At 44.8% G+C, this 20,627-nt stretch carries 23 protein-coding genes and 1 riboswitch; of the genes, 1 reads left to right on the forward strand and 22 read right to left on the reverse strand.

Going from position 1 to position 20,627, the window contains the following annotated elements:
* Positions 1-37: 37 nt before the first annotated feature.
* The 4 genes from ACQCV8_RS00990 to ACQCV8_RS01005 form a co-directional block, all read right to left on the reverse strand.
* Complete coding sequence (locus ACQCV8_RS00990) at positions 38-304, reverse strand: YunC family protein (protein ID WP_426843338.1); 267 nt, start codon at positions 302-304, stop codon at positions 38-40.
* Positions 305-409: 105 nt separating this feature from the next.
* Positions 410-1,804, reverse strand: coding sequence for a bifunctional metallophosphatase/5'-nucleotidase (locus ACQCV8_RS00995; RefSeq protein WP_426842677.1), 1,395 nt, complete (start codon positions 1,802-1,804; stop codon positions 410-412).
* A gap of 21 nt (positions 1,805-1,825) precedes the next feature.
* Positions 1,826-2,641, reverse strand: coding sequence for a sulfite exporter TauE/SafE family protein (locus ACQCV8_RS01000; protein WP_426842678.1), 816 nt, complete (start codon positions 2,639-2,641; stop codon positions 1,826-1,828).
* 21 nt (positions 2,642-2,662) lie between these two features.
* The gene (locus tag ACQCV8_RS01005) at positions 2,663-3,520 is read right to left on the reverse strand and encodes a DUF72 domain-containing protein (RefSeq protein ID WP_426842679.1); all 858 of its coding nucleotides are present in this window, start codon (positions 3,518-3,520) and stop codon (positions 2,663-2,665) included.
* Between the two features lie 163 nt (positions 3,521-3,683).
* Between ACQCV8_RS01005 and ACQCV8_RS01010 the strand changes: the two genes are divergently transcribed.
* Entirely contained in the window at positions 3,684-4,328 is a 645-nt protein-coding gene (locus ACQCV8_RS01010) for a VC0807 family protein (RefSeq protein ID WP_426842680.1), read from the forward strand.
* 192 nt (positions 4,329-4,520) lie between these two features.
* Here the strand turns inward: ACQCV8_RS01010 and bla are convergent, their stop codons facing one another.
* The 18 genes from bla to ACQCV8_RS01100 form a co-directional block, all read right to left on the reverse strand.
* Complete coding sequence (gene bla / locus ACQCV8_RS01015; protein ID WP_426842681.1) at positions 4,521-5,441, reverse strand: class A beta-lactamase; 921 nt, start codon at positions 5,439-5,441, stop codon at positions 4,521-4,523.
* Between the two features lie 145 nt (positions 5,442-5,586).
* Positions 5,587-6,984 carry a Fe-S cluster assembly protein SufB gene (gene sufB, locus ACQCV8_RS01020; RefSeq protein WP_426842682.1) on the reverse strand — a complete coding sequence of 466 codons (1,398 nt, stop codon included), beginning with the start codon at positions 6,982-6,984 and terminating at the stop codon, positions 5,587-5,589.
* A 37-nt stretch (positions 6,985-7,021) separates the two neighbouring features.
* The gene (gene sufU, locus ACQCV8_RS01025; RefSeq protein ID WP_426842683.1) at positions 7,022-7,462 is read right to left on the reverse strand and encodes a Fe-S cluster assembly sulfur transfer protein SufU; all 441 of its coding nucleotides are present in this window, start codon (positions 7,460-7,462) and stop codon (positions 7,022-7,024) included.
* Positions 7,452-8,672: a cysteine desulfurase gene (locus ACQCV8_RS01030; protein WP_426842684.1), complete on the reverse strand. Its 1,221-nt coding sequence runs from the start codon at positions 8,670-8,672 to the stop codon at positions 7,452-7,454. Before ACQCV8_RS01030 ends, sufU begins: the two co-directional genes overlap by 11 nt.
* A complete protein-coding gene (sufD, locus tag ACQCV8_RS01035) occupies positions 8,672-9,970 on the reverse strand; it encodes a Fe-S cluster assembly protein SufD (protein ID WP_426842685.1) in 1,299 nt (432 codons plus the stop codon). Before sufD ends, ACQCV8_RS01030 begins: the two co-directional genes overlap by 1 nt.
* Before the next feature lie 18 nt (positions 9,971-9,988).
* Positions 9,989-10,774 carry a Fe-S cluster assembly ATPase SufC gene (gene sufC, locus ACQCV8_RS01040; RefSeq protein WP_426842686.1) on the reverse strand — a complete coding sequence of 262 codons (786 nt, stop codon included), beginning with the start codon at positions 10,772-10,774 and terminating at the stop codon, positions 9,989-9,991.
* A 372-nt stretch (positions 10,775-11,146) separates the two neighbouring features.
* Positions 11,147-11,299 (reverse strand): hypothetical protein, encoded by a 153-nt coding sequence (locus tag ACQCV8_RS01045; protein WP_426842687.1) that lies wholly within the window; start codon positions 11,297-11,299, stop codon positions 11,147-11,149.
* A 290-nt stretch (positions 11,300-11,589) separates the two neighbouring features.
* Positions 11,590-12,711 (reverse strand): IS200/IS605 family element RNA-guided endonuclease TnpB, encoded by a 1,122-nt coding sequence (gene tnpB, locus ACQCV8_RS01050; RefSeq protein WP_426842688.1) that lies wholly within the window; start codon positions 12,709-12,711, stop codon positions 11,590-11,592.
* 351 nt (positions 12,712-13,062) lie between these two features.
* Positions 13,063-13,431 (reverse strand): carboxymuconolactone decarboxylase family protein, encoded by a 369-nt coding sequence (locus tag ACQCV8_RS01055; RefSeq protein ID WP_426842689.1) that lies wholly within the window; start codon positions 13,429-13,431, stop codon positions 13,063-13,065.
* 157 nt (positions 13,432-13,588) lie between these two features.
* Entirely contained in the window at positions 13,589-14,422 is an 834-nt protein-coding gene (locus tag ACQCV8_RS01060; RefSeq protein ID WP_426842690.1) for a MetQ/NlpA family ABC transporter substrate-binding protein, read from the reverse strand.
* 12 nt (positions 14,423-14,434) lie between these two features.
* Positions 14,435-15,103 carry a methionine ABC transporter permease gene (locus ACQCV8_RS01065; protein WP_426842691.1) on the reverse strand — a complete coding sequence of 223 codons (669 nt, stop codon included), beginning with the start codon at positions 15,101-15,103 and terminating at the stop codon, positions 14,435-14,437.
* Complete coding sequence (locus ACQCV8_RS01070; protein WP_426842692.1) at positions 15,096-16,121, reverse strand: methionine ABC transporter ATP-binding protein; 1,026 nt, start codon at positions 16,119-16,121, stop codon at positions 15,096-15,098. The genes ACQCV8_RS01065 and ACQCV8_RS01070 overlap by 8 nt, the downstream gene beginning before the upstream one ends.
* A gap of 88 nt (positions 16,122-16,209) precedes the next feature.
* A riboswitch (SAM riboswitch) is annotated at positions 16,210-16,322 on the reverse strand.
* Between the two features lie 212 nt (positions 16,323-16,534).
* On the reverse strand, positions 16,535-16,843 hold the full coding sequence (locus ACQCV8_RS01075) for a thioredoxin family protein (protein WP_426842693.1): 309 nt from the start codon (positions 16,841-16,843) through the stop codon (positions 16,535-16,537).
* A 20-nt stretch (positions 16,844-16,863) separates the two neighbouring features.
* On the reverse strand, positions 16,864-17,205 hold the full coding sequence (locus ACQCV8_RS01080; RefSeq protein WP_426842694.1) for a toprim domain-containing protein: 342 nt from the start codon (positions 17,203-17,205) through the stop codon (positions 16,864-16,866).
* 149 nt (positions 17,206-17,354) lie between these two features.
* Positions 17,355-17,600, reverse strand: coding sequence for a YusG family protein (locus tag ACQCV8_RS01085; RefSeq protein ID WP_426842695.1), 246 nt, complete (start codon positions 17,598-17,600; stop codon positions 17,355-17,357).
* A 60-nt stretch (positions 17,601-17,660) separates the two neighbouring features.
* Positions 17,661-18,044, reverse strand: a complete 384-nt coding sequence (gcvH, locus tag ACQCV8_RS01090; RefSeq protein ID WP_426842696.1) for a glycine cleavage system protein GcvH — start codon at positions 18,042-18,044, stop codon at positions 17,661-17,663.
* A gap of 161 nt (positions 18,045-18,205) precedes the next feature.
* The gene (locus ACQCV8_RS01095; RefSeq protein ID WP_426843339.1) at positions 18,206-18,562 is read right to left on the reverse strand and encodes an arsenate reductase family protein; all 357 of its coding nucleotides are present in this window, start codon (positions 18,560-18,562) and stop codon (positions 18,206-18,208) included.
* A 185-nt stretch (positions 18,563-18,747) separates the two neighbouring features.
* A complete protein-coding gene (locus ACQCV8_RS01100; RefSeq protein ID WP_426842697.1) occupies positions 18,748-20,532 on the reverse strand; it encodes an acyl-CoA dehydrogenase family protein in 1,785 nt (594 codons plus the stop codon).
* Positions 20,533-20,627 lie beyond the last annotated feature (95 nt).

The following is a 20,627-nucleotide window of genomic DNA, read 5'->3' on the forward strand; positions in this document are numbered from 1 at the left end:
TGCATGCCAGGGGGGATGTACGCTACTAATTTTTCTATTACCGCATCAGCAGGAGCGCTTCCCTGCCTGTCATTCCCTCAGAAATACCGGATTTTGCTGCTTCAAATGTAATGGACTCAAGCGGGGCGTCAAGGAGTTCCTCAATCGTACGCACTCCAACGGCTCTGCCTGCAATAATTTCCCGGTCTTTAAGCTTATGATTCAGCAGAGATACATCTAATGCTCCGCAGGCAATATAGCCTTTATCGCTTGATACAGCCATGAAGTTTGTTTTAGGGAGCTTTACAGTGACGGCTGTGAACATATGACCTTCTAAAACAACGGGCGAAATGGTTACCACATTTCCACACTCCTTCCTGCTTAAAGCTTATGAGCAAAAAGGCTGGAAATGAATAGGAAAATGATCCGGTTACAGAGAGTTTTCTCCTGCAAGCGTCCATTCAAGCAAATCACGCATAAATTCCGGCATAAAATATTCCTTTTTCTTTGCATGCCCCATTACCGGATACAATGGACCGAGCGTGAACATATCTGCTGTTGCAATAGAATAGGTCCGGTCAGGATTCAAAGGCTTGCCATTCATATGAACAGAAGAAACGTGCTTACTCCCATCCTTGCCGTACTTATATTCTACGGATATCCCATCATATATCATTTTCCCCATAACCGTCCCCCTGAAGCCAAGTCCCTTTAATTTCAGCTGTTCCATTTCCTCTGTGGATGCCTGGCGGATGATTTCAAGAAGCTGGTCCCCCGGAAGCTCCACCCGGCATGGATTAATCGGATGGGGACAGATGCGGTGCAAATCCTTTCTGGTAACCGGTCCCTTCGGCAAAGACTCCAGAAGCATCCCGGCATTAATCATCGATGCATCTCCGCCGCACCAGGCATGGAGGCTCTTTGCCAGCAGGGCGGCAAATTCCGACTCCTCAAACCAGCGAATCGTAAGTTCCTCCTGAAGTTCCGCAATCGGGCTCTCCAGCAAAGCGATGCTATCAGCTAAATGTGCATTCAGCCTCTCCTCATCCTCGCTGCTTTTCATTCCCTCTGCCATCGATTGTACGGAAGCGGTTTGCTTTCTGATCTCCTTCGACTTTTCATCGTATTCAATCTCTACATGACCCGTATAGGCACCATACTTGCCTGCTCCGCACAGCAGCGATCGTCCAATCCACTTTCCATCTTCAAGTAAATGATGGGTGTGAGCGCCTAAAATGAGATTAAGCTCTGGAAATTGCTCTGCAAGCTTTTCATCGTCAGAAAGACCCAGGTGCGAAAGGATGATAAGATAATCCGAATGCTCTGCAGCATAAGGGAGAACCTCTTTCAGACTGTCAAATGGATCCTCTATGGACCATCCCAGTTTTTCATAAAAGGGCTTGTAATTAACCGTCACCCCAAGCAATCCAATCTTAAAGCCATCAGGCATGGTCAGGATCTCATATGGCTTGGCCCACTCAGGGCGGGAGCCGTCTTTGTAAAACAGGTTGGAAAGAATGACCGGAAATTTGGCCTGCTCATAGAGCTGATCAAGAGAATCATATGGCAGTGTAATTCCTTCATTGTTCCCGATTGTTGCAGCATCGTAACCTAAGTCATTCATCATCTCGATGTTCTTGCTGCCATAGGAAGCTTCACTGATCGGATGAAAACGGTCAACATGATCTCCTATATCAAACAGTAAACTGTATTCGCCGTCCTGATCATGCTTCTTTCTGCCGGATTTTACATAATGAGCAATCCGGGGCCAATTCTCAAAATGGCTGTGAAGGTCATTCGTATGATAAATATGCAGCTTCTTCATTTATTTCTCTCCTTCAGCCTCTTAACTGATTCCTTGCCAGATTAAACGGACTCCTACAATGACGAGGACAATTCTGAGCAATACAAGAATGGTTTTGCTCTTAAGTTTGTTATTAATATACGCGCCAAGCTTGCCCCCTCCATATGCACCGGGGATTAAAGCCAGCGCATACAGCCAGTTTACATTTCCCATAAAAGCATGAATCCCTGAACTCGCAATGGAAGAGAGGAAAATAATAAACATGGACGTACCGACTGCCACATGAGGGGGAAATAAAAAAAGCATAACCATAACAGGCACCATGAGTGATCCTCCGCCAATGCCAAACAGCCCGCCAAGGAAGCCAACTCCGAAGGCAGCAAAAATGCCCGCCAAAGGATGATAGGAATAGCGGATTTCTTTTCCTGCTTCATCTATGTAGATCCGTTCAATCCCCTTTACAGCAGCCCGGTCTGACGCCTTGACCTCTCTCACCTTAATCATAAGAACCGCGGCCATAGCAATCATGAAGATCCCAAACCATAAGGAAAAAGAATCTGCTGAAAAAGAGCGGTTAACCCATGCACCGGCGAGACTCCCGGGACCGCTGCCGAGAAAAAGAATCCAGCCGCTTTTGTAATCCACTCTTTTGTATTTCATATAGGCCAGAGTGGAGGATAGACCCGTGAAAATCAGCACAAACAGCGATGTCCCCACTGCTTCCTGCGGTGTAACTTCTGCTAGAAAGCCCGATAGAAAAAGAAGAGCCGGGACGATAATGATCCCTCCTCCCAATCCTACGAGACTGCCGAGCGTTCCTGCTGCTAAACCAAGTAAAACCAACACTGCCCATTCCATAGCGTATTCCTTCTTCCTCTTCTATTCAAAGTCCAGCAAATTCAGCTGCCTGGACGAAAGATTATCATAACGGATCCCGAGTATTCCGATCAAATCCAAAGCATTGCCTGCTGCATCCCCGCCTGAATTATTATTGAAAAGCACGAAGATTTCCTGTGAATCCTGTTCCAGCTCTTTCAGTTTTTCTGCCCATTCTTCTAATTCTTCCCGGCTATAAAGATACAAGTAGCGGACCTCTCTCCATTCTTCACCACTTCCGGTTTTGTTCCAGCCATGGACATTTCTTCCGTGAAACCGGACCAGCGTTTTAATAGAATCTGTAGGCACCGGTATGGCCGGAATGGATCCCTCCCCTGCCTGGGGCTCATCGCAAATGCTGTGGATCCAGCCTTCACTCCTCATAAAATCTAACGTACGCTCTTTCACATCCGCCTTAAACCAGGACTGGTTCCTGAACTCTAAAGCACAGGGGATATCATTCATACGCTGCTTGCACCAGCGCAAGTATTCCACGTTTTCCTTTTTACAATCAAACCATGGCGGAAATTGAAAAAGAACCATGGCGAGCTTACCCGCAGCCTTTAAGGGACACAAGGAACGGATAAAGGCCTCGAACATCTCTTCTTTTGTTTCAAAGGGAATCTCTCCCCTTTCATGCCCTGTCATCCCCTGATAGGCTTTGACAATAAATTGAAATCCCTCCGGGGTATCTTCAGCCCACTTCTTCATATTCCGCTCAGGCTGCACAGCGTAAAAACTGGCATCAATTTCGACTGCAGGAAAATAAGCGCTGTATTCCTTTAGCTTATCAGCAGGCTTTATCCCATCCGGATAGATGGAATCGTGATCACCCCAGCCCGTTACACCAATTTGAATCATCGCTTTTCCCCTTCCTGCATCCTATCATTTCATTATTATATCAAATGAAGCCCCCTATAAACAAAATCCCTGAGCTGTAACGATCCGGTCACAAAATAGACGGCCAAGTTCCCGGCGATTTGAGAGAAAGGACGTGATATACTATTGAGATAGGAGGGAGAACGTGAAAAAATACCTGATCATATCGGATATTCTCTTTTATCTAATATTGCCATATGCGATCTGGGAGTATGGAAAAGAACCGCTTGGATTTTATTACGCCATGCTTCTTTCCACTGTGCCAGGTATTCTTTATACCATATACCGCTTTTTCTCTGAGAAGCAGTTTAATGTAACCGGACTATTTATCATGGCTTCCTTGAGCATCAACACGATTATTGACCTTCTCTCTCAGAATGCAGAAAGAATGCAGCATAATAATGTATGGGTATCAATCGGCTTCGGCTTGTTCTGGATGGCTTCCATCGCAATAAAAAAACCGTTCGGGCTGTATTTAATGGCGGATATTGCCTTTCTCCAGGGACAAAAACGAGAAGACAGCCTGAAGCTTTATAATCGGCCGAAATTGCTGCCTCTCTTTTACCTATTGAGCTTTGTATTCGCTGTACAAAACTTCCTCAATGCTGCTCTCAGGGCATTCCTGCTCAACCTTTACGGCATTGCCCAATACGATAAAATTCTTTTCTTCATGAAGATTTACGGTTGGGTTTTTACGGTTATTATAATGATTGCCTTTGTTTATACAGGAATGAAGATCAGCGGTGAGACTCCGGGTCCGGATGATTCGGATAAGATGATAAATGGATGATTTAACGCGTTAAAAATGAGGGCTGTCCTGAAAGAATCTTCTCTCTCACCGGGCGGGTCCTAAGCTTCTTCATCCCATTGCGGTTGCGGGAATATCCCTTCCCCATGGAAAGCTGCCCTTCTGCTTCCATCTGCCCAAACAAAAACAGGGAAACGCTGGTATCCGTTTCCCTGTTTTTGTGATCGTGACTTTTTATTCTTTTTTATCGGCCTTTGCTTTAAAGACCTTCATTACTTCTTTTGCCGCATCGGCAATAAGCTTGTCGTTATATTCCGCATCTTTTTCATCCCTGTTTGAAAGAACAGCAAGAACAATCGGATCCCCTTTTGGCGGCCATATGACGGCTATGTCATTTCTCGTACCGTATGATCCCCCGCCTGTTTTATCAGCCACTTCCCAGCCTTTTGGGACACCCGCACGAATTAACTCATCTCCAGTCGTGTTATTCTTCATCCAATCCACTAGTAATTCCCTTTTATCAGCTGGCAATACATCTCCTAGTGCATAAGCCTGAAGACTCGATGCTAGTGCGCGCGCTGTACTGGTATCATGAGTTTCTCCTGGATTGACTTCATTTAGGTAGGGCTCATAACGCTGAGGGTTGGTAACATCATCACCGATCCCCTCTAACGCTTTTTTAAACCCAGCCGGTCCTCCCAGCTGTTTAAGAATAAGATTCCCAGCCGTGTTGTCACTGTAACGAAGGGAAGCATCGGAAAGCTCCTTGAGGGTCATTCCTTTATCAGCATATTTTTCTGTAATCGGACTGTAAGGGACAAGATCCTGCTGGGAATAGAGGATGGTTTGGTCAAGGTCTTCTATTGAATTCTGCTGCAAAAGCGCCCCAACGGCCAGAGCCTTATGAGTAGATGTATAAGCAAAACGCTCATCAGGCTGATAGCTTACAGTTTCGTTTGAACCGGTATCCACCGCAAATACACCGAGTTTGGCATCATATTTTTTTTCAAGCTTGGCAAAATGATGATTGGCCGGACATTGTTGTTTTTGGGACTTAGATTCAGCATCAACATTCTTATTTGTATACCCTGTAAGCACTGCACATGTAAGAAAAAACATTGCTGCAATCATTCCTAAAGGAAAAATCCTGTTCATCAAATAACCCTTTCTTTTTTGAAATTTTCACTAAATCAGAAGGCTGCATGACGGGCCCGGCTAAGTAATTTTCCTTACCTGATTCCTGATAATATTTCCATACAAAAAGCCCTGATATATCCACTATATCAGGGCTTTTGAATCATTAACCGATCGAACCTTCCATCTCGAACTTAATCAGACGGTTCATTTCAACGGCATATTCCATTGGAAGTTCTTTTGTAAATGGCTCGATGAAGCCCATTACGATCATTTCAGTTGCTTCTTCTTCAGAAATTCCGCGGCTCATAAGATAAAACAGCTGCTCTTCAGATACTTTCGAAACTTTCGCTTCGTGCTCTAAAGAAATGTTGTCGTTCAAAATTTCATTGTAAGGAATGGTATCTGATGTGGATTCATTATCCATAATCAGAGTATCGCACTCGATGTTGGAACGGGCGCCTTCCGCTTTGCGTCCAAAATGAACGATACCACGATAGGTTACTTTTCCGCCCTGCTTGGAAATGGACTTCGATACAATGGTGGATGACGTATTCGGTGCAAGGTGGATCATTTTTGCTCCGGCATCCTGGTGCTGTCCTTTTCCTGCAAGTGCAATGGAAAGAGTCATTCCGCGTGCGCCTTCCCCTTTAAGAACCACGGCTGGATACTTCATAGTCAGCTTGGAGCCGATGTTACCATCGATCCATTCCATGGTTGCCTGTGCGTCGCAAACAGCGCGCTTTGTAACAAGGTTGAAGACGTTGTTTGCCCAGTTTTGAATCGTTGTATAACGGCAGTAGCCGCCTTTCTTAACAATTATTTCAACAACCGCACTGTGAAGGGAATTGGTTGTGTATACCGGTGCTGTACAGCCTTCTACGTAATGAACATGTGCACCTTCGTCAACGATAATCAGCGTTCTTTCAAATTGACCCATATTTTCGGAGTTGATGCGGAAATACGCCTGAAGCGGTGTATCCACCTTTACTCCTTTTGGAACATAAATGAAAGATCCGCCCGACCAAACCGCAGAGTTTAATGCTGAAAACTTGTTGTCGGTAGGAGGAATTACTTTGCCCCAGTGCTCGCGGAAAATATCTTCATTTTCTTTCAAAGCACTGTCCGTATCCTTAAATACGATTCCCATTTCTTCAAGGTCTTCCTTCATGTTGTGGTATACAACCTCAGATTCGTACTGCGCAGAAACACCGGCAAGGTATTTTTGCTCAGCTTCAGGAATCCCGAGCTTATCAAAAGTCCGCTTGATTTCCTCAGGGACTTCATCCCACGAACGCTCAGATTTTTCTGATGGTTTTACATAGTACGTAATTTCATCAAAATTAAGGGCATTTAAATCTCCGCCCCATTGAGGCATCGGCATATTGTAAAAATGTTCAAGTGATTTTAAACGGAAATCAAGCATCCACTGAGGCTCTTCCTTCATGCGCGAAATTTCTTCGACGATTTCTTTCGTTAAACCGCGCTTTGAACGGAAGATGGAGACGTCTTTATCAGAAAAGCCGTATTTGTAATCCCCAATATCAGGCATTTTTTTAGCCATCCGTCTTCACTCCTTTTTTCAGATTTTATAATAAATGTCACTGCCCTTGGCTTTGAACACCTTTTTCCATCGCTTTCCATGAGAGCGTCGCACATTTTATGCGGGCCGGGAATTTGGATACTCCTTGCAGAGCTTCGATATCCCCTAAGTCTATCGTATCATCGTATTCATTTCCTTGCATCATATCTGAAAAGATTTCTGACAGTTTTAAAGCCGTTTCAATATCCTGACCCTTGATTGCCTGGGTCATCATGGAGGCGGAAGCCATGGATATGGAGCATCCTTCGCCATCAAACTTCGCATCTGCGACTTTTCCGTCTTCAATCTTCATGGTCAGGTGAATCCGGTCCCCGCAGGTTGGATTGTTCATATCCACGGTCAGGCTATCCTCAAGAGAGCCTTTATTGCGGGGGTTTTTATAATGATCCATGATCACTTGGCGGTACAGTGTATCAAGATTTTGGTTGTTAAAAGACATTTGTGAAGTACTCCTTCGTTTTGATGAGCCCGCTGACGAGCTGATCAATGTCTTCCTCCGTGTTATAGAGATAGAAGCTCGCCCGGGCAGTCGCTGAAACATTCAGCCACTTCATAAGCGGCTGTGCACAGTGATGCCCCGCGCGGACTGCGATTCCCTCGGCATCCAAAACGGTAGCCACATCATGAGGATGGACATCCTCAATATTAAAGGTAACCAGACCTGCACGCTCTTTAGGTCCATAAATCGTAATTCCCTCAATATCGCTCATCTTCTCCATCGCATAGGCAGCAAGCTTATGCTCATGTTCAAGAATGCTGTCAAGACCGACGTCTTCCAGAAAATCAATAGCCGCCCCTAAACCGATGGCTCCCGCAATGATCGGCGTACCTGCTTCAAACTTCCAGGGAAGCTCTTTCCAAGTCGATTCATACAAACCGACGAAATCAATCATTTCACCGCCGAATTCGGCTGGTTCCATGTTTTCAAGAAGTGCCTTTTTCCCATAAAGAACTCCCGTGCCGGTGGGTCCGCACATTTTATGAGCTGAGAAAGCAAAGAAATCACAGTTCAAATCCTGAACATCCACACGCATATGCGGAGTGCTCTGCGCTCCATCCACAACCATAACAGCACCGTGCCTGTGGGCAATCGAACCAATCTCTTTTACAGGATTTATTGTGCCCAAAACGTTTGAAACCTGCATAACAGAGACGATTTTCGTATTTTCCGTAATCGTGTTCTCAGCATCTTCCAAAGAGATGGTTCCATCCTCCTGAAGGGGAATATACTTCAATTGGGCGCCCGTCGCTTTGGCTGCCTGCTGCCATGGAATCACGTTCGCATGGTGCTCCATATGGGTAATGACGATTTCATCGCCCTCTTTTAAATTCTCGCGGGCATAACTTAAGGCAACAATGTTTATTGCAGTTGTAGCTCCTCTAGTGAAGATTACCTCTTCAGATGAGGATGCATTTATGAATTTGCGGACCTTTTCTCTGGCTCCTTCATATCCGTCGGTTGCTTTTGTCCCGAGGGTATGAACACCGCGGTGCACATTTGAGTTATATTCCCGATAGTAAGCTGTCAATGCTTCAATCACTGCGAGCGGCTTTTGAGAAGTCGCTGCGCTGTCCAGATAAACAAGATCCCTTCCGTTGACTTTCTGGTCAAGAATCGGAAACTGTTTTTGGATGGATTGAATATCCATTATCTTACTTTCCTTTCAATCACTTCAACAAGCTGTTTTTTAACACCCTCAACCGGCATCTTCCTTACCACCGGATCAAGGAAGCCAAAAATAACAAGACGTTCTGCTTCAGCCTGTGATATCCCCCTGCTCATCAGATAGAATAGCTGGATCGGATCCACACGGCCAACGGAAGCAGCATGTCCGGCTGTTACATCGTCTTCATCAATTAACAGGATCGGGTTGGCATCTCCGCGGGCTTTTTCGCTAAGCATCAGCACACGGGATTCCTGCTCTGCATTGGATTTAGAAGCGCCAAGCTCAATTTTTCCGATACCGTTAAAAATGGAAGTGGCACTGTCTTTCATCACACCGTGTTTTAAAATGTAGCCTTCAGAGTGTTTTCCGAAGTGAACGACCTTTGTCGTAAAGTTCTGGGATTGTTCTCCCCGTCCTACTACGACAGTTTTGGTGTCCCCAAAAGATCCGTCCCCTACAAGATTGGTTACGTTTTCTGAAACCGTATTTCCGTCGTTCATCATGCCTAGAGCCCACTCGATCCGGGCATCCCGGCCAGCTACACCACGGCGATTTACATAGGAAGTAACATTTTTTGAAAGGGTGTCTACTGCCCCGTATGTTACGCGGGAATTGGTATTGGCAATTACTTCTGTCACGATATTGAAAATCGCTTCTTCCTCACCAACAGAAATATAATTCTCAACATATGTTACAGAGCTGTTATCTTCCGCAACGACTAGCACATGATTAAAGACAGCATTCGCTTTTTCGTGGATAAAAACCGCTTGAAGAGGTGCTTTTAACTCCACGTTTTTTGGTACATAGACAAATGTACCTCCATTTAAAAGGGCTGCGTGCAAAGCCGTGAGCTTATGCTCATCCGTCTTTACCCCGTCCTGCATGAAATATTTCTGAACAAGGCTGCCGTGCTCCTTAACGGCTGTGAAAATATCCGCCACGATCACTCCGTTTGCTTTTGCTTCTTCTGACAGCGAAACATAGGCTGGAGTATGATCTCGCTGAATGTAAAGGGTCTGGTCCTGGTCTTCAGAATCTACAAGGATTTTAACCGCTTCATCCAGTTCATCAAGAGATGTATACGCCTGGCTGTCAACGGTATGCCGGGTAAACTCTGTGAAGTTCCAGTTCTTAATATTCGTTTTATCCGGTTTTGGCATCGGAAGGTCTTCGGACTTCTCCATCGCCTGCAAGCGAAGGTTCTTCATCCAATCCGGTTCGCCGTTCTTAGCAGAAAAGCCGGCTACATAATCTTTATCGAATTTGATTTGCGTTTCCAAATTGAGCCCTCCTAACGCTTACGCTTCTTGTCCGACAGTTTCGTCTTCGATCCCAAGTTCTTCTTTGATCCACTCATAGCCTTCCGCTTCAAGACGCTGAGCAAGCTCAGGTCCGCCGGATTTCACTACGCGTCCCTGCATCATTACATGAACCTTATCCGGTGTAATGTAGTTAAGAAGGCGCTGATAGTGGGTAATGATCAGGCATCCGAAGTTTTCGTTGCGCATTTGGTTGATTCCTTTGGAAACGACCTTAAGAGCATCAATATCCAAACCTGAGTCTATTTCATCAAGGATCGCGATTTTCGGTTCAATCATCATCAGCTGAAGGATTTCATTGCGCTTTTTCTCCCCGCCGGAAAACCCTTCATTCAGATAACGCTGAGCCATATCTGGATCCATTTCAAGGTATTCCATGTTTTCATCCATTTTGCGGATGAATTTCATTAGAGAAATTTCTTGTCCTTCTTCACGGCGTGCGTTAATAGAAGAACGAAGGAAGTCAGCATTTGTAACACCGCTGATTTCGCTTGGGTATTGCATGGCGAGGAACAGTCCTGCGCGTGCGCGCTCATCTACTTCCATTTCCAGAACATCTTCACCGTCAAACGTGATGCTGCCTTTTGTTACTTCGTACTTAGGATGTCCCATAATAGCAGAAGAAAGAGTGGATTTACCCGTTCCGTTCGGTCCCATAATTGCATGGAATTCCCCGCTCTTGACTTCAAGGTTGACCCCTTTCAGAATTTCTTTCCCGTCGATCTCAACGTGTAAATCCTTAATAGTTAAAGTTGAACCTGACATGTTACTACCTCCATCGATAACGGATTTTATGCGTAAAGAACAGCTTGTGACGCCGGCTGTGGACCTCCCTGCAAACCCGTGCAGAAGCGCGGAAATGCGGAAAACGTTCAAGACGCGCGGCAGGTCACTGCCCTTCTTTCCAGCAGTTTTAAAAACAAATGATTCTCATTTTATTCTCATTCTAATCTTATAACAAATGAAATCTGAATACAACCGTTACACAGTTCCATATTCTTTATGTAGATCAGGCAGCTTTTCAGAAAGGAAACCTTCTTACACAAGCGCCCGGTGACCCAATCATACCATTATATCAGCAAAAAACCGAACTCAACAAAAAAAGGGCCGTGCATTCACGGCCAGCTTTTCATTCTATTATTGATGTGCTTTCCGATTATGGGCTGCGGCCATTCTCATACTTTCACGATAGCTTTTTTCACGTTCCTGTTCAACTTTAAGACGATTATCAAGTTTACGGCCATATTCTGCATAACTCATACCATGTGCCTGATGCATTGCTTTTTCCATTTCGGCCGTATGTTCCAATTCCAGCTTTTGCTGAGTAAGAATAATGAATCATCCTTTCGGTTTTTTCAACAGTTTCATCATACCAAACTGCTGTTTTATTTCCAATGCGGCTGAGAGGCTGTAAAATCCTTTCACTTATGAGTTAGCCTGATTAGCGAAACCCTAAACCTCTATTGGCAGTTTTGCTTGCAAATGCTTCGTTTTAGACAGTGCTTTTGAACTGCCCCCACTTAATTTAAAATTTGAAGTGGGGGATTCCTAAGAACACGGGCGTATCCGCCCGTTATTGATTAGGCGATCCCCGCAGTCCCTGCGGTTAGAAGCCTCAAGGCTTCGGTCAGAATATTTTGGCTCGCATTTGCATCACGGTCGTGGCGTATGCCGCACGACGGACAGTCCCACGTTCGCAAGGCGAGACTGTTTACTTCTTTGTGGCGATAGCCGCAATGGGAACAGAGCTGGCTCGACGGGAAACTTTTTCCGACAGCGATGACCTGTTTGCCGTACCATTTGGCTTTGTATTCGAGCATTGAACGAAACTCGGACCAGCTCGCTTCGCTGATCGCTTTTGCGAGTTTACGGTTTTGAATCATATTTTTCACTATTAAGTCTTCGATGCCAATCACGTCGTGGTTTTTGACGATCTCGGTCGAAATCTTATGAAGATAATCGTTTCGTGCGTTCACGATGCGTTCGTGGATAAGGGCAACTTTCGTCTTTTGCTTTTTCCAGTTACTTGAACCGAAGGTTCTGCGGGACAAGACACGCTGTGCTTTGGCGAGCTTTTCTTCGAGGTTTCGAAAAAACCTTGGGTTTTGGTAAATCGTCCCGTTTGAGAGGACGGCGAAACTCTTTAACCCAACATCGATGCCAACTGAAGAGTCTGCCTTTTGCAGCTCGGCGACTTCCGTCTCGGCTAGAAGCGAAACAAAGTATTTGCCGCTCGGGCTTCGCCTCACGGTCGCACTGAGGATGCGGCCTTCGACCTCGCGGCTTTTGGCAAATGTCACAGCCCCGAGCTTCGGGAGTTTGATCTTTTTACCGACGATGGCGATGTTGCCGTTCGTTTGTTTCGTGGTGTAGGACTGGACTGGGTTATTCTTTGACTTAAAAATGGGCTTTTCGTTTTGTTTTTTAAAGTAACGGGTGTAAGCGTCCGCTAAATTTTTCAGCGACGACTGGAGGGAGACGCTGTCGACCTCTTTCAGCCAAAGCAGCTCTTTTTTCAATACGGTAAGCAACGCGGAACAGGTGTTATACGTGAGCCCTCTTTGAGTCGATTGATAGGCGTCCTCCCATTTCCGAAGAAAATGATTGAACACGTAGCGGGAGCACCCGATCGTTTTGTTGATAAGAATTTCCTGTTCTTTGTCTGGATAGATCCGAAACTTATAGGCTTTGTGTGTTTTCAAAACAGTTCACCCCCTCTGTCTATTATAGGGAACTGACGTTCTTTTATTCAAGTGAAAAAGCAATTCATCCCCCACTTTACACTACGTAGGAAGTGGGGGTCTTCTCGCCAGAGAGGATAAATTTTTTATTAAAGTGCTCTGTAAAACATAGCTGTTAATTGCAGCCTGCAGGCGTTCACTTAGGGCTTTGACCCTCCTCCTAGCTTCGCGGCTGCCGTGTCTCACCTCACCCGCTGCTTTCAAGCATAAAATCTTGCGCCTTCCGCTCCAATCAACAGCCGTTAAAATCTGCACCACCCTTTAACAAAGCTAAAAAAAGAGCCGAAAATCCGGGCTCTTTTCACCATCGTCTTATTGTTTAAGCTGATTAAGCTCAGTCATACATTCCTGAACAAGGGTCACTGCCTGGCTCATCGCTGCACCGCCGCCAAACGCTGCAGTTACGCCAATTGCCTCCAGAATTTCCTTTTCACTTGCTCCCTGATCGAGGCAGCCCTTTGTATGATAGATGATGCAATATTCATCCTGTGAATATAGACTGATTCCGAGAGCAATCAGCTGCTTGTCCTTTTGGGAGAGCTCCCCTGCCTGAAAACATGCTTCCGTGAATGCATTATACTGATGTGCAAGGTCGGGCATTTTTTGAGTAAAGGCTCCCAGACCCATCTTATACTGGTGCAGGGCGGCTTCTGTTGAGTTGCGCGGCTCCATATGTTCCATCCTATTCCACTCCCATTTATAAATGTCAGAGTTAGTATGCCACGAAACATATAAGACATGCACACTCAGTTCTGACCTCGTTTCAATCGGAGACCGGGCTTGAATGGTCTGTTTTCAGATAGTAAAAAAGAGCTCCAAATGGGGCTCTTTTTCGTTTTTACTTATCTACCGGTACAACTGCACCCTCGTATTTTTCTTCGATGAACTTTTGAATTTCTTCTGAGTGAAGAACTTCTACAAGCGCTTTTACTTCTTTTTTACCTTCATCCCCTTTGTTGACAGCGATGATGTTAACATATGGAGAGTCAGCGCCTTCAAGTGCAATCGCATCGTTTTGCGGGCTAAGTCCGGCGTCAATCGCATAGTTCGTATTGATTAGAACTGCATCCCCTTCATCATTGTTGTAGATTTGCGGAAGAAGGCTGGCTTCAACGTCTGCTTTGAATTGGATGTCTTTGCTGTTTTCTGCAATATCTTCAACAGTTGCCGTCGTCTTTTCCACTCCCTCTTTCAGCTTAATTAACCCTTCGCTTTCAAGCATAGTAAGGATGCGGCCGTGGTCTGCTACTGAATTGCTCATGATGATCGTTGCACCCTCTGGAAGCTCTTCAAGTGATTTGTATTTTTTTGAGTAAACACCGATTGGTTCAATGTGGATCCCGCCTGCATTAACAAAGTCATAGTCTTCATTTTCTGCCATTTGGGATTCAAGATACGGGATGTGCTGGAAGTAGTTCGCATCCAGCTCTTCTCCTGCAAGCGATTTGTTAGGCAGGATGTAGTCCTGGAAGGTTTTAATTTCAAGCTCTACACCTTGTTCTTCAAGCAAAGGCTTTGCCTCTTCCAAAATTTCTGCATGCGGAACGTTAGACGCACCAACGATGAGCTTGCTGCTCTCACTGCTGCCTGCTTCTCCGGAACCGGCTGTGCCGCAGGCCGCTAAAGCAAAAGCGGATACTGCAAATACTGAGCTTAATAATAATTTTTTCATTAAAAATTCCCCCTAGCGTTTGTCTATTCTTTTAGTTATTTGATCTCCAATAAATTGGATGATAAATACAATAATCAATATCAATACGGTGGCCACTAACGTGACTTGGCTGTTGCTTCGCTGAAAGCCTTCCAGATAAGCAAGGTCCCCCAGCCCCCCTGCACCGATGACTCCAGCCATAGCCGAGTAGCCGACTAAAGCGATTGCCGTCACGGTAATACCTGAAGCGAGGGCTGGCATCGATTCGGGAAGCAGAACTTTTGTAATAATTGTAAAAGTGGAAGCTCCCATAGATTTTGCTGCTTCAATGACCCCTTTATCAATTTCCCGCAATCCAATTTCAACCATTCTTGCGTAGAATGGAGCTGCTCCTATAATTAAAGCTGGAAGTGCTGCTTCTGCTCCGAGCATCGATCCCACCAAAGCCTTTGTAAATGGAATCAGCAAGATGATTAAAAGGATAAAAGGGATGGATCGGAACACGTTCACAGTAGCTGATATGATGAAATTCACGAATCTGTTTTCCCATATGTTCCCTTTTGATGTGAGGAATAAAAGCAAGCCAAGGATTATTCCCAGAATAAACGTAACGAGCACGGAAATTCCCGTCATATAAAGCGTTTCAAAAGTTGCTTCCCAAACATTTTCCCATTTGACTTCCGGAAATAATTGCTCAAGCATGGGCAACTACCTCCACTTCTACATGATGATCATATAAAAATTGCAAAGCGCGATCCATTTCTGTTTCTTCTCCATCTATGTAGAGAAACAGGGCTCCATATGCCCCGCTTTGTGTTTGCGAGATCTTTCCTTGAAGAATATTCACCTTCACGTCGTAATTTTTGATTAACCCGGTAACGACCGGCTGCTCTGTAGAATCCCCTACAAAGGTGAGCTGGACAATCCGGCCGGTAGGGTAGGAATCAATGAGATGAGCGATGGTCTCCCTTGTTTCTTCAGGCTCTGTCACCTGCTGGACAAATCGTTTTGTGATTGGTGCCTGAGGCTTTCTGAAGACAGTAAGCACCTCTCCCTCCTCCACAATCTTACCTTCCTCCATCACAGCTACTTTATGGCAGATCTTGCGTATTACATGCATTTCATGGGTGATAAGGACGATTGTCAGTCCAAGCCTTTGATTGATATCGACGAGAAGCTCGAGGATTGAATCGGTCGTCTGCGGATCAAGGGCTGAGGTTGCTTCATCACAAAGAAGAACTTTTGGGTTATTGGCAAGCGCTCTGGCAATGCCTACACGCTGCTTTTGGCCGCCGCTGAGCTGGGCCGGGTAAGCATTTTCCCTTCCCTCTAATCCGACCAGCCGGATTAACTCTTTAACACGTTCTTTTCTTTCAGCTGCAGGGAAGCCTGCTATTTCAAGCGGGAACGCTATGTTCTCACTTACAGTCCTGGACCATAAAAGATTAAAGTGCTGGAATATCATGCTGATTTTCTGTCTTGCCTTTCGGAGCTTTCTCCCCTTAATAACTCCAATTCTATTACCCGCTACTTCGATGCTGCCTTCTGTCGGTGTTTCCAGCCCATTAAGGAGCCGGATGAGCGAGCTTTTTCCTGCACCGCTGTATCCGATGATCCCGAAGATTTCTCCTTTTTCCACTTCGAGGTTCACCTTATCTACAGCTTTGATGTTTCCAGATTTGACGGAATAAATTTTAGATACGTTTGTTAATGTGATCATGCTCCCACCTTCTTTCTCCATCGATCTGAAACAGAAAATGCCTTTCTGCGTAGACAAGCAGAAAGGCATTAAACGTAAGGTTACCTTTCTCTCATCTTTCAAAATGCAGCGCATTTTGAGTGAATTGGCACCAATTTCAGTCATAAAACTGACGGTTGCCGGGCTTCATAGGGCACTTCCCTCCACCTCTCTTTATAAGAGAACAATCTATTATTAAATTATGATGGTTTTAAATTTTAAAAATATTTCAGATCTGACAGTGATTTTATCACGGGGAAAAGGGTGTGTCAATGTAAAACCTTTAAATAATTTTCTCCCTCTTCCCGCCGTTGCAGCCGGACTCTTGTTTATTTCCCGAGAAATATGGAGATTACGGGGGAAATAACACGGATATATAGAATAGAAACGCCGCGTTATGCGCCGTTCTGTTTAATAAGCTTATATAAAAATTCCACTGATTGAAAGGCGTACTGCTTAGTGTGAAGCTTCCCTTTTTCAAAAATAAGCAGGCACGGAACACTCTCTACTTCCCAGCGTTCAGGGAATCCCGGCAAATAATTTAAATTTGCCATATGGATATCTGTTTCCGGTACCGTTTCATCCACTACCGTAAGCATCCTTTTTGCGAGCTGGCAAGTTCCGCAAAAAGGAGTATAAAGATACAAGATTAAGCGATCTTCTTCAATCAATGAAGACAGTTGCTTTTCATTTACTTCAATCATGATAAAACCAGAACTCCCTGCTATAAATATTTCGCCTGAACATCAATATTTGCACTCAGCAGTACGGAAGCAATATGATGCTCTGGTGCTGAAGCTACTTCTTTATACATTTTATCAATGTATAAATGCGAAGCCTCCGGAAATTCTCTTACAAATTGTTTTCTCAGTTTTTCTCCTGCTTCGTCCGTATCCACCAATATATACACATCATTTTCAAAATACTCATCAATTAGTTCATCCATTTTGGTGAGACTGATTGTTCCATTCGTACATATAATTTCTATAGGCTCGTTAATGACTGCCTGTATTTTTTTCTTGTCGGATTTCCCTTCAACAATAATGATTTTAGCAGCCTCTGACATGACCATCACCTGTTCATTTTGTCTTTCTTTAGTTTATTCTCTTTTCCTTGTGTTGTTTCCTGCCGGGAGGATACAGGGTCTATGCAAAAGACCGGCGCCTGCCTGCTGCTAAAGCATATAAGGCAGTGGACGGCTCCACTGCCTTATGCTTAACACCAGCCGTTCTCATCATCGCAATCCACATATTTCTGATCGGGTTCCTGTGTAACGTCTGCCATTTGAAAAAAACGGTTTTGTGATGCCTCAATCCCTTTTTTCAATTCAAAGCGGCTGCCGTTGTCACCATACGTCATTTTGCCAATGTGTTCGTGCTGCAAATATAAATTCATTTCTCCATTTTCAAACTTGCCTGTTATTCGATCTGTCACATCGATACGCTGTTTTTTCAAAGTCAAATTAAGCCCTCCTTTTCCTATATAGGATGGCCTAACTTGATTTTTGAAATGCTGGTTAAATTAGTCTTCGTTGGTCATTTCTGTGTATTGCTCTGCCGTCATGAGACCTTCGATTTCACTTGAATCTGCAGGCTCTATTACGATCATCCAAGCTTTTTCATATGGAGAATCATTTACATATTCAGGATTATCATCAAGGTCTTCATTCACTTCTACTACTTTTCCGCTGATTGGTGCATAAAGCTCGGAAACCGTTTTAACAGATTCTACAGAACCGAAAGGCTCATCTGCTTTAATTTCAGTACCTGCTTCAGGAAGCTCTACAAACACGATATCCCCAAGCTCAGATTGTGCAAAATGTGTAATCCCCACTCGTACTTTATCGCCTTCAACCTTTACCCATTCATGTTCCTCAGAATAACGAAGATCGTTTGGTGTCGTCATTTTATTCCCTCCATGAGTCAATTGTTAATGGAAAAGACAGAGTCTCTTCTTCGTATAAAAAATTTGTCCGCCATTAGCTGCTGAGCTTTAGCGAAGCTGCGCATCCTTCCGAACCCCTTTAAAAATGGACAGTTCTTCTGCTGCGCTGTCTGCATATCATCTTATTTCCACACCTGCTCAAACTCATTTTCTTTGAAGCCAAGTGTGACGTTCTGTCCGTCAGATACAATCGGCCTTTTGATAAGCATACCATCTGATGACAGCACAGAAAATATTTCATCCTCGGACATGCTGCTTAAGCGGTCCTTAAGTCCAAGCTCTCTATACTTCTGGCCGCTTGTATTAAAGAATTTCTTAAGTTCCAGACCACTCTTGGCGTAAAGGTTCTTAAGCTCTTCCTTTCCCGGAGGATTTTCAGAAATATGTATTGTATTTAATTCATGCCCGTGCTCTTCAAGCCATGTTTTTGCCTTTCTGCACGTGCTGCACTTAGGATACCAATAGAAATCCAATGCAATCCTCCTTATTGTATCACGCTGCCTGCGGAATAGGGTGAAATATACATTCTCCTCCGGCAGCGGCTGCAGATTTTCATACAGCCCTATTTTACCCGGCTTGGTCTGCCGTTTGCAAGGATGGGACTTTTCCATACAGATAAGGAGCGCACAGACCATTCGGCTGTGCGCTCCAGAATCTCGACCGTTTATTGAACGTAGCGATTTGCATCGATGATTGCTGCTGCAATCTCGCGTTTTTTTGCAATGACGTTTATTGGAGTAAATCGCGTAAATTTGCGAAGAGCGGAAATCATCATTCTTAGTGAATCACCCGTTTCAATGGCGATTAATGACTCCTTGGCATGTGCTTCAATTTCATTAAATGCCTCTTGGCAATACACTTGAGTGTAAAGAAGCTTTTGACTGTTCTTCGCTTCTCCGGAAGCTGCAATTGCTTTTTCAGTGCGCAGAATGGCTGATTCCATCGCGTAAATATTGCTCACTATATCCGCTATATTCACAAGAACTTCCTGCTCTTTTTGAAGCTCCTGGCCATATTTTTGAGCTGCAAGACCGGCAATCATCAAGCCGATTTTCTTCGCGTTTTTAAGCAGGTGTTTTTCTTGCTCAAGAGTTCCCTCACCGACTTCTTCCGGCATAAGCATCATCAATTCTTCTTGCAATGCCTGTGCTTTTTGCAGAAGCGGAAGCTCACCCTTCATTGCCTTGCGGAGGAAAGTACCCGGCACCAGAAGCCGGTTAATTTCATTTGTTCCTTCAAAAATCCGGTTGATGCGGGAATCACGGTAAGCTCTTTCCACCTCATATTCCTGCATAAATCCATATCCGCCATGAATTTGTACGCCTTCATCAGCCACATAATCAAGTGTTTCTGATCCGAGGACTTTACCAAGGGAACACTCGATGGCGTACTCAGCGATTGACGCAGCAACAGCGCGGCCATCCTTCTGTTCTTCGTCGGAAAGCAGCCCCATTCTTTCTTCAAAAAGGCCAACTGTTCGGTATACAGAGCTTTCCATCGCATATGTTTTGGATGCCATGTTAGCCAGTTTTTCCTGAATAAGTGAGAACTTTGAAATCGGAGTTTTAAACTGCTGGCGCTGATTGGCATACTGAACGGATACATCAATGATCCGCTTTGAACCGCCAATGGTTCCAACTGCCAGCTTATAGCGGCCGATGTTCAGGATATTAAAGGCAATGACATGTCCTTTTCCAAGTTCACCAAGCAGGTTTTCCTTTGGAACCATTGCATCTTCGAGTATCAGCGTTCTCGTGGACGAGCCTTTGATTCCCATCTTTTTCTCCTCTGGACCTGTTGAAACGCCAGGGAATTCTTTCTCCACGATGAATGCGGAAAAATGCTCTCCATCCACCTTTGCATAGACGACAAACACGTCAGCAAATGCGGAGTTTGTAATCCACTGTTTTTCACCATTCAGAACGTAGTGGGTTCCCTCTGCGTTAAGCTTCGCCGTTGTTCTTGCGCCTAATGCATCAGACCCGGAGCCCGGCTCAGTAAGTGCATAGGCTGCAATTCTCTGCCCTGCTGCCAAGTCTGGAAGGTATTGATTTTTCTGATCTTCGTTCCCGAAAAGTACGATAGGCAAGGACCCAATCCCTACATGGGCTCCATACGACAGCGAAAAGCTTCCGGCACGGGAGAATTTTTCAGTGATTAGTGCGGAACTGATTTTATCTAGTCCAAGTCCGCCGTAAGCTTCAGGTACATCCGCTCCCAGCAGTCCTAACTCTCCTGCCTTCTTTAAAAGCTTTACAGACTTATCAAACTCATGTTTTTCAATATCTTCAAGCTGTGGAAGGACGTCATTTACGACAAAGTCCTCTGTCGTTTTAGCAATCATTTTGTGCTCTTCTGTGAAATCCTCCGGTGTAAAGACACGGTCGTATGAAGTATCCTCGATTAAAAAGCTTCCGCCTTTACTGACTGTTTCCAATGATTTTGCCATAGTATAAACCCTCCAATTTTTTTACTGGATATTTTTCAACAATAATCAGACAGCCGGGAAGCCGGCCGGTCCTCATACACGTCACGGCTTCCTTT

This window comes from Metabacillus sp. 84, assembly GCF_050107715.1.
GTDB lineage: Bacteria > Bacillota > Bacilli > Bacillales > Bacillaceae > Metabacillus_B.

Coding starts and splice junctions, on each gene's coding strand:
- bla (WP_426842681.1), bottom strand. CDS start 5,441: ATGAACAGGATTTTTCCTTTAGGAATGATTGCAGCAATGTTTTTTCTT.
- ACQCV8_RS00990 (WP_426843338.1), bottom strand. CDS start 304: ATGTTCACAGCCGTCACTGTAAAGCTCCCTAAAACAAACTTCATGGCT.
- sufB (WP_426842682.1), bottom strand. CDS start 6,984: ATGGCTAAAAAAATGCCTGATATTGGGGATTACAAATACGGCTTTTCT.
- ACQCV8_RS01060 (WP_426842690.1), bottom strand. CDS start 14,422: ATGAAAAAATTATTATTAAGCTCAGTATTTGCAGTATCCGCTTTTGCT.
- ACQCV8_RS01000 (WP_426842678.1), bottom strand. CDS start 2,641: ATGGAATGGGCAGTGTTGGTTTTACTTGGTTTAGCAGCAGGAACGCTC.
- ACQCV8_RS01045 (WP_426842687.1), bottom strand. CDS start 11,299: ATGGAAAAAGCAATGCATCAGGCACATGGTATGAGTTATGCAGAATAT.
- gcvH (WP_426842696.1), bottom strand. CDS start 18,044: ATGACGACACCAAACGATCTTCGTTATTCTGAGGAACATGAATGGGTA.
- ACQCV8_RS01070 (WP_426842692.1), bottom strand. CDS start 16,121: ATGATCACATTAACAAACGTATCTAAAATTTATTCCGTCAAATCTGGA.
- ACQCV8_RS01080 (WP_426842694.1), bottom strand. CDS start 17,205: ATGTCAGAGGCTGCTAAAATCATTATTGTTGAAGGGAAATCCGACAAG.
- ACQCV8_RS01075 (WP_426842693.1), bottom strand. CDS start 16,843: ATGATTGAAGTAAATGAAAAGCAACTGTCTTCATTGATTGAAGAAGAT.
- ACQCV8_RS01005 (WP_426842679.1), bottom strand. CDS start 3,520: ATGATTCAAATTGGTGTAACGGGCTGGGGTGATCACGATTCCATCTAT.
- ACQCV8_RS01055 (WP_426842689.1), bottom strand. CDS start 13,431: ATGGAACATATGGAGCCGCGCAACTCAACAGAAGCCGCCCTGCACCAG.
- ACQCV8_RS01030 (WP_426842684.1), bottom strand. CDS start 8,672: ATGGATATTCAATCCATCCAAAAACAGTTTCCGATTCTTGACCAGAAA.
- ACQCV8_RS00995 (WP_426842677.1), bottom strand. CDS start 1,804: ATGAAGAAGCTGCATATTTATCATACGAATGACCTTCACAGCCATTTT.
- ACQCV8_RS01065 (WP_426842691.1), bottom strand. CDS start 15,103: ATGCTTGAGCAATTATTTCCGGAAGTCAAATGGGAAAATGTTTGGGAA.
- sufU (WP_426842683.1), bottom strand. CDS start 7,462: ATGTCTTTTAACAACCAAAATCTTGATACACTGTACCGCCAAGTGATC.
- ACQCV8_RS01100 (WP_426842697.1), bottom strand. CDS start 20,532: ATGGCAAAATCATTGGAAACAGTCAGTAAAGGCGGAAGCTTTTTAATC.
- sufC (WP_426842686.1), bottom strand. CDS start 10,774: ATGTCAGGTTCAACTTTAACTATTAAGGATTTACACGTTGAGATCGAC.